Raw genomic sequence first — 6,021 nt, 5'->3', positions numbered from 1 at the left:
AACGGCCGGAGGGACCCGTGCCGCAGGAACGGCCGGAGGGACCCGTGCCGCAGGAACGGCCGGAGGGACCCGTGCCGCAGGAACGGCCGGAGGGACCCGTGCCGCAGGAACGGCCGGAGGGACCCGTACCGGCCGAGGAACCCGCACCGTTCTCCGTAGCCCTGGTCGGCGCCGGGCCGCGCGGTACCAGCGTCCTGGAACGCCTCTGCGCCTCCGCCCCGGAACTCCTCCCGCCCGGAGCCCGGCTGACGGTCCACGTGATCGACCCGGACCCGCCGGGCCCGGGCCGCGTCTGGCGTACCGACCAGTCGCCCGAGCTGCTGATGAACACCGTGGCCTGCCAGGTGACCCTGTTCACCGACGACAGCGTGGACTGCTCGGGCCCGATCCGCCCGGGCCCGAGCCTGTACGAGTGGGCGCGCGGCACGCTCGGCCCGGACGAGTACCCGACCCGGGCGGACTACGGGCGTTACCTGGAGTGGGTGTTCGCCCAGGTCGTACGGGACGCCCCGGCGACCGTCCGCGTCGCGACGCACCGGTCCCGGGCCGTACGGCTCGACGACGCCCCCGGCGGCCACCAGGCCCTCACCCTCTCCGACGGCCGCACCCTGACCGGCCTGTCCGCCGTGGTCCTGGCCCAGGGGCACCTGCCGACGACCGCCGACCCGGGCCTGCGGCGCCTGGCGGACCACGCCGCGCGGCACGGCCTGCGCCACGTCCCGCCCGCCAACCCGGCCGACGTCGACCTGACCTGCGTACCGCCCGGCGAACCCGTCCTGCTGCGCGGCCTCGGCCTCAACTTCTTCGACCACACGGCCCTGTTGACGACCGGCCGCGGCGGGCGTTTCGTACGGGACGCCCAGGGCCTGCGCTATCTCCCCTCCGGCCGCGAACCGCGGCTGTACGCCGGTTCCCGGCGCGGCATCCCGTACCAGGCCCGCGGTGACAACGCGAAGGGGGCGTTCGGCCGACACGACCCGCTGGTCCTCACACCGGAGGTGATCGCGGGCTTCCGCAAGCGCGCCGACTCCGGGGAGGCGCCCGACTTCCTGGCGGAGATATGGCCGTTGGTCGCGAAGGAGGTGGAGACGGTGTACTGCGCCGCGCTGCTCCGGCGGGCAGGAGCCTCCGCGCGACAGTGCCAGGAGTTCACCGATCACTTCCTGGCCGTCCCGCACGGCGACCCCCACGAGGCGGTGCTGCTGGGCGAGTTCGGGGTGACGGACGCCGACCGCTGGTCCTGGGAGCGGATCTCCCGGCCGTATGCCGGGCGGGACTTCGCGCACCCCGGCGAGTGGCGTGACTGGCTGCTGTCGTACCTGCGCGAGGACGCCGCGCAGGCCGCCCTGGGCAATGTGCGCGGCCCGCTGAAGGCGGCCCTGGACGTGTTGCGCGACCTGCGCAACGAGCTCCGGCTGATCGTCGACCACGGCGGCCTGGCCGGCGGCTCCCGCCGGGACCACCTGGACCACTGGTACACGCCGCTCAACGCCTTCCTGTCCATCGGCCCGCCCCGGCGCCGCGTCGAGGAGCTGGTGGCCCTGGTGGAGGCGAGTGTGGTGCGCGTGCTCGGGCCGCGCCTGAGGGTGACGGAGGCGGACGGAGCCTGGGCGGCGCACTCGCCCGATGTGCCGGGTTCGGTCGTCCGTGTGAGAACCCTCATAGAGGCACGACTGCCGGAGACCGACCTGCGGAAAACAGCCGACGGCCTCCTCGCGGGGCTGCTGCGGACCGGGCAGTGCCGTCCGCACACCGTAGACGGTTATGAGACAGGGGGGTTGGATGTGACGCCACGCCCTTACCATCTGATAGACCGTCAAGGAGCCCCGCACTCCAGGCGGTTCGCCTTCGGGGTCCCGACGGAGGGCGTGCACTGGGTGACGGCCGCGGGAGCTCGCCCAGGTGTGGATTCGGTCATGCTTTCGGACGCGGACGCGGTGGCGAGAGCGGCTCTACGTGCGGTTGTGACCGAAAGTGCGGCCCAACTGGAGGTAAACCAGTGGCCAAATGTTGAACTTGCAAGCATCTATTAGGCGCACCTAACGTGGGTTACTCATCGGTTCTGTCCCCCGACCGGCCCTCCCCTGGCCGGCCGACCGAAGGAGACCCCCACATGACCGCACGCCTCAATGGCGCGCAGCCGTACGCTCTCGGACTGTTCCGGATCGTCATCGGCCTGCTCTTCGCCTGCCACGGCGCCGTCGCGCTCTTCGGAGTCCTCGGAGGGGTGGACGGCAAGGGCGGTACCGCGGCGACCGGCGCCTGGCCGAACTGGTACGCGGCCGTCATCGAACTCGTCGGCGGCACGCTGGTGCTGCTCGGCCTGGGCACCCGCGCCGCGGCGTTCATCGCCTCCGGCGCGATGGCCTACGCGTACTTCAAGGTCCACCAGCCGCAGGGCCTGTGGCCGATCGAGAACAGCGGCGAGGGCGCGGCCATGTACTGCTGGTCCATGTTCCTGCTGATCTTCACGGGTTCCGGTGCGTTCGGCGTGGACCGGCTGCTGGCCAAGCGCACGTCGGCGCAGGGACAGCAGTCCACGGACCAGACCCCGGTGGCGGCCTGACCCGCCCGGACCGCGCTGGACGGAGCGGCGCCTCCCCTCACACGAGGGGAGGCGCCGTTCTCGCTTCCGCGCCGGGACACGGCGGCCGGGTGACGACTCGGGACGAGGTGAACACTCGGTACCGAACGTACGAGCCCCCCGTGAACCGCCCGTCACACCCCAGGCGTACGCTGTATGGCTGTCATCGGCCACTCCTGCCGCTCCGCCGCGCCACCGCGGCACGGTCTGGCCCACGGGGGACCAACGGGGAGTCGCGGTGCTGGAGCACGTGGGGTGGCTGTTCGGCAGCCCATGGATCTACGCGGCGGTGGCCCTGTCGGTCCTGCTCGATGTGTTCCTGCCGGTGCTGCCCAGCGGCGTCCTGGTGATCACGGCGGCTACGGCGGCGGCCGCGGGTTCGGCGGCCGACGTGCCCGACATCCTGACGCTGATCCTCTGCGCGGCCACCGCCTCCGTCCTGGGCGACCTGGCCGCCTACCGCCTCGCCTGGCGCGGCGGCGACCGTCTGGACCGGGCGATCTCCCGCTCCCGGCGCCTGACCACCGCGCAGAAACGTCTCGGCGCGGCCCTCGCGCGGGGCGGCGGCGCCCTCGTCGTCCTGGCCCGCTTCGCGCCCGCCGGCCGCTCGGTCGTCTCCCTCGGCGCGGGCGCCGCCCGCCACCGCGCCCGCGACTTCCTCCCCTGGTCGGCCCTGGCGGGCCTCACCTGGGCCATCTACAGCGTCGCCCTCGGCTACTTCGGCGCCCACTGGCTGGGCGCGAGCTGGCTGGGGACGGTGGTGTCGGTGGGGGCGCTGTTCGGGGCGGGGGCGGGGGCGGCGTACCTGATGCGCAGGGAGCCGCGGGCGTCGTAGGGCGTGGGCGCTCGGAGGCACCCTGGGTGTGTCAGTCGGCCCTAGCTCGCCCGCTGGGCCCCGGCGCCACGGACCTCCAGTCCGTCCAGCAACTCGGCCGTGGCCTGGGCGATGGTCTCCACGGCGCGCTCGAACACCTCCTGGTTGTGAGCGGCGGGGGCGCGGAAACCCGACACCTTCCGCACGTACTGCAACGCGGCAGCCCGAATGTCCGCCTCCGTGGCCTCTTCGGGCATCACGGGCGGACGAAGGGTCTTGATACTCCGGCACATGCCCCCAGTCTGGCCCTTCCGGCCCCCGTACGACAGCGACGGCTGCGATGATCTCCACGAGGCGGCCACCACCGTGGGGCCGACCGACGAGAGGAACCCGACATGGGGAACGAACTCACCGTGGCCGTCCTGGGTCCCGGCGGCGTGGGCGGTCTGCTCGCCGCCCTGCTCTCCCGCGCCGGCCACCGAGTGATCTGCCTGTCCGGCGAGGAGACGGCCCGTACGCTGCGCACCGACGGCATCCGGGTCCGCAGCGGGCACTTCGGCGACTTCACGGCCCGGGTCGAGGCGGACACACACCTGCGCGAACCTGTCGACGCGTGCCTGGTGGCCGTCAAACACACCGCCCTCGACGCCGCCCTGGCGCGCGTTCCCGCACCCACACTGGCCGACGGACTCCTCGTGCCGTTCCTGAACGGCGTCGAACACCCGGCGGCTCTGCGCGCCCGCTACCGCCCCGACCGTGTCGCCCCCGCCGTCATCCGCGTCGAGTCGACCCGCGTCGCCCCGGGCGTCATCGAACACGGCAGCCCCTTCGCGGAGATCGACCTGACCGGCGCCGAGGTGCCCCGGCCCCGACTCGACACCCTCGCCGAGACGCTCACCGCCGCCGGCCCGGCCACCCGAGTCCAGGACGACGAGACGGCGGCCCTGTGGGCGAAGATGTCGTTCCTGGCCCCCATGGCCCTGCTGACCACGCGATACGGCGTCCCTCTCGGAGACGTCCGCACTCGTCACCGCGACGAACTGACCGCACTGGTCGAGGAGACGGCCGCGATCAGCCGCGCCTGCGGCGGCCCGGGAGACCCGGCACAGACCCTCGCCCGCTACGACGCCTTCCCGCCGTCGATGAGATCCTCGATGCAGCGCGACGCCGAGGCGGGCCGGCCGCTCGAACTGGACGCCATCGGCGGCGCGTTGCTCCGCGCGGCCGAGCGGCACGGCCTACCGGCTCCGGTGACGGCCGGGGTGGTGGGCGAGCTGTCCGCCGGCCCGGGCGCGGAGATCTCGGGCAGAGGCTGATCCGGCGGTGGCGCCGCGAACGGCGACCGCGACCACGAGCACTGATCCTGTCTGACTGACAGCGCGGCCGGGGTGGACGCCGTGATCGGCATCGCCATGCTCGGCGCCGGTATCTACGTCGCCAGGACATGAAGGCAGTGGCCCGGAGCGCCCGGGGCACGACGAACGCCGCCGGTCAGACGCGGTCTGCGCCCATTGCGTGAACGCCCGGCTCCAGGGCGGGGCCGTTCCTGGCCTTCGCCGTTCAGCCCAGGTCGGACATGTCGAGCACGAAGCGGTAGCGGACGTCGTTGCGCCTGAGACGGTCGAGGGCCTCGTTCACTCGCGCCGAGGGGAGCAGTTCGATGTCGGCGGTGATGCCGTGCTCGCCGCAGAAGTCCAGCATGGCGGCGGTCGCGGGCCTGCCGCCGCTGCCTGCCGAGCTGAGCTTCTTGCGTCCTATGAGCAGGTCGGTGGTCTCCACGGTGACGGGTCCCAGGTACCCGAGTTGGCTGAGCGTCCCGTCCAAGGCGACCAGGCGCAGGTAAGGGCCGAGGTCGTGCGGGGCGGAGATGGTGTCGATGACGACGTCGAACCGGTCGCGGGCGTCAGCCATCTGTTCGGGGTCGGTGGAGACGATGAGACCGTGGGCGCCGAGACGACGGGCGTCGGCGGCCTTGTCCGCTGAGCGGCTGATGACCGAGGTGTCGGCGCCGAGCGCCACTGCCATCTTGACCGCGAGGTGGCCCAGGCCGCCCAGTCCCGCCACCGCGACGCGGCTTCCCGGCCCCACGCCGAGGGCGTGCAGCGGCTCCCAGACAGTGATCCCGGCACAGAGCAGAGGAGCGGCGGCGGCCGGATCGAGACCGGCGGGCAGGGGATGGGCGAAACGGTCGCGGACGACGTACTCGCGGGAGTAGCCCCCCAGTGTGGCCGATCCGTCGTGCCGGTCGACGCCGTCATAGGTCAGGGTCGGGAAAGCGTGGCAGAAGTTCTCCTGGCCGGTCCGGCACATGGCGCACTCGCCGCACGAATCGACGATGTTGCCCACCGCGACCGGGTCGCCGACGGTGAAGCGGGTGACGGCGGGTCCGGTCTCGGTCACCACGCCCGTGAACTCGTGCCCCGGCACCAGGGGCCGGCCTCCCTCGCGGTCCCGGGCGTTGACGGCGTGCAGATCGGAGTGGCAGACACCGCAGTAGTCCACCCGGACCGCGAGGTCGTCGGGGCGCAGGTCGCGCCTTTCCAGTGGCGTCCGCCGCAGCGTCCTCGACGGACCGTCCGCTTGCCAGCCAGTGGTGTTCCTCATGGCGCCTCCTCATAGACAG

General features: G+C 72.8%; 6 protein-coding genes. 4 read left to right on the top strand and 2 right to left on the bottom strand.

The window, feature by feature from the left end; genetic code table 11:
* Nucleotides 1-98: 98 nt before the first annotated feature.
* The 3 genes from QC385_RS42295 to QC385_RS42285 all read left to right on the top strand — a co-directional run bounded on the left by QC385_RS42295 (nt 99) and on the right by QC385_RS42285 (nt 3,419).
* Complete coding sequence (locus tag QC385_RS42295; protein WP_279546730.1) at nt 99-2,033, top strand: FAD/NAD(P)-binding protein; 1,935 nt, start codon at nt 99-101, stop codon at nt 2,031-2,033.
* A gap of 80 nt (nt 2,034-2,113) precedes the next feature.
* Complete coding sequence (locus QC385_RS42290) at nt 2,114-2,566, top strand: DoxX family protein (protein WP_279546728.1); 453 nt, start codon at nt 2,114-2,116, stop codon at nt 2,564-2,566.
* Between the two features lie 256 nt (nt 2,567-2,822).
* Nucleotides 2,823-3,419 carry a DedA family protein gene (locus tag QC385_RS42285; protein WP_279546727.1) on the top strand — a complete coding sequence of 199 codons (597 nt, stop codon included), beginning with the start codon at nt 2,823-2,825 and terminating at the stop codon, nt 3,417-3,419.
* Nucleotides 3,420-3,460: 41 nt separating this feature from the next.
* Here QC385_RS42285 and QC385_RS42280 read toward each other — a convergent pair whose 3' ends face one another.
* Nucleotides 3,461-3,691 (bottom strand): DUF2277 domain-containing protein, encoded by a 231-nt coding sequence (locus QC385_RS42280; RefSeq protein ID WP_279546726.1) that lies wholly within the window; start codon nt 3,689-3,691, stop codon nt 3,461-3,463.
* Nucleotides 3,692-3,793: 102 nt separating this feature from the next.
* On the opposite strand from QC385_RS42280, the gene QC385_RS42275 reads away from it, so the two are divergent.
* Nucleotides 3,794-4,714, top strand: coding sequence for a ketopantoate reductase family protein (locus tag QC385_RS42275; protein WP_279546725.1), 921 nt, complete (start codon nt 3,794-3,796; stop codon nt 4,712-4,714).
* A gap of 244 nt (nt 4,715-4,958) precedes the next feature.
* Here QC385_RS42275 and QC385_RS42270 read toward each other — a convergent pair whose 3' ends face one another.
* The gene (locus QC385_RS42270) at nt 4,959-6,002 is read right to left on the bottom strand and encodes an NAD(P)-dependent alcohol dehydrogenase (protein ID WP_279546724.1); all 1,044 of its coding nucleotides are present in this window, start codon (nt 6,000-6,002) and stop codon (nt 4,959-4,961) included.
* Nucleotides 6,003-6,021: the final 19 nt, after the last annotated feature.

The organism is Streptomyces sp. DH10 (assembly GCF_029813805.1).
Taxonomy (GTDB): Bacteria; Actinomycetota; Actinomycetes; order Streptomycetales; family Streptomycetaceae; genus Streptomyces; species Streptomyces coeruleofuscus.
The sequence above is the reverse complement of the archived record's forward strand: the minus strand, read 5'-3'. Positions and strand labels throughout refer to the sequence as shown.

What these genes read in the sequence shown, in the direction of transcription:
- QC385_RS42280 (WP_279546726.1), bottom strand. Translation starts at nt 3,691, where the DNA reads ATGTGCCGGAGTATCAAGACCCTTCGTCCGCCCGTGATGCCCGAAGAG.
- QC385_RS42290 (WP_279546728.1), top strand. Translation starts at nt 2,114, where the DNA reads ATGACCGCACGCCTCAATGGCGCGCAGCCGTACGCTCTCGGACTGTTC.
- QC385_RS42275 (WP_279546725.1), top strand. Translation starts at nt 3,794, where the DNA reads ATGGGGAACGAACTCACCGTGGCCGTCCTGGGTCCCGGCGGCGTGGGC.
- QC385_RS42270 (WP_279546724.1), bottom strand. Translation starts at nt 6,002, where the DNA reads ATGAGGAACACCACTGGCTGGCAAGCGGACGGTCCGTCGAGGACGCTG.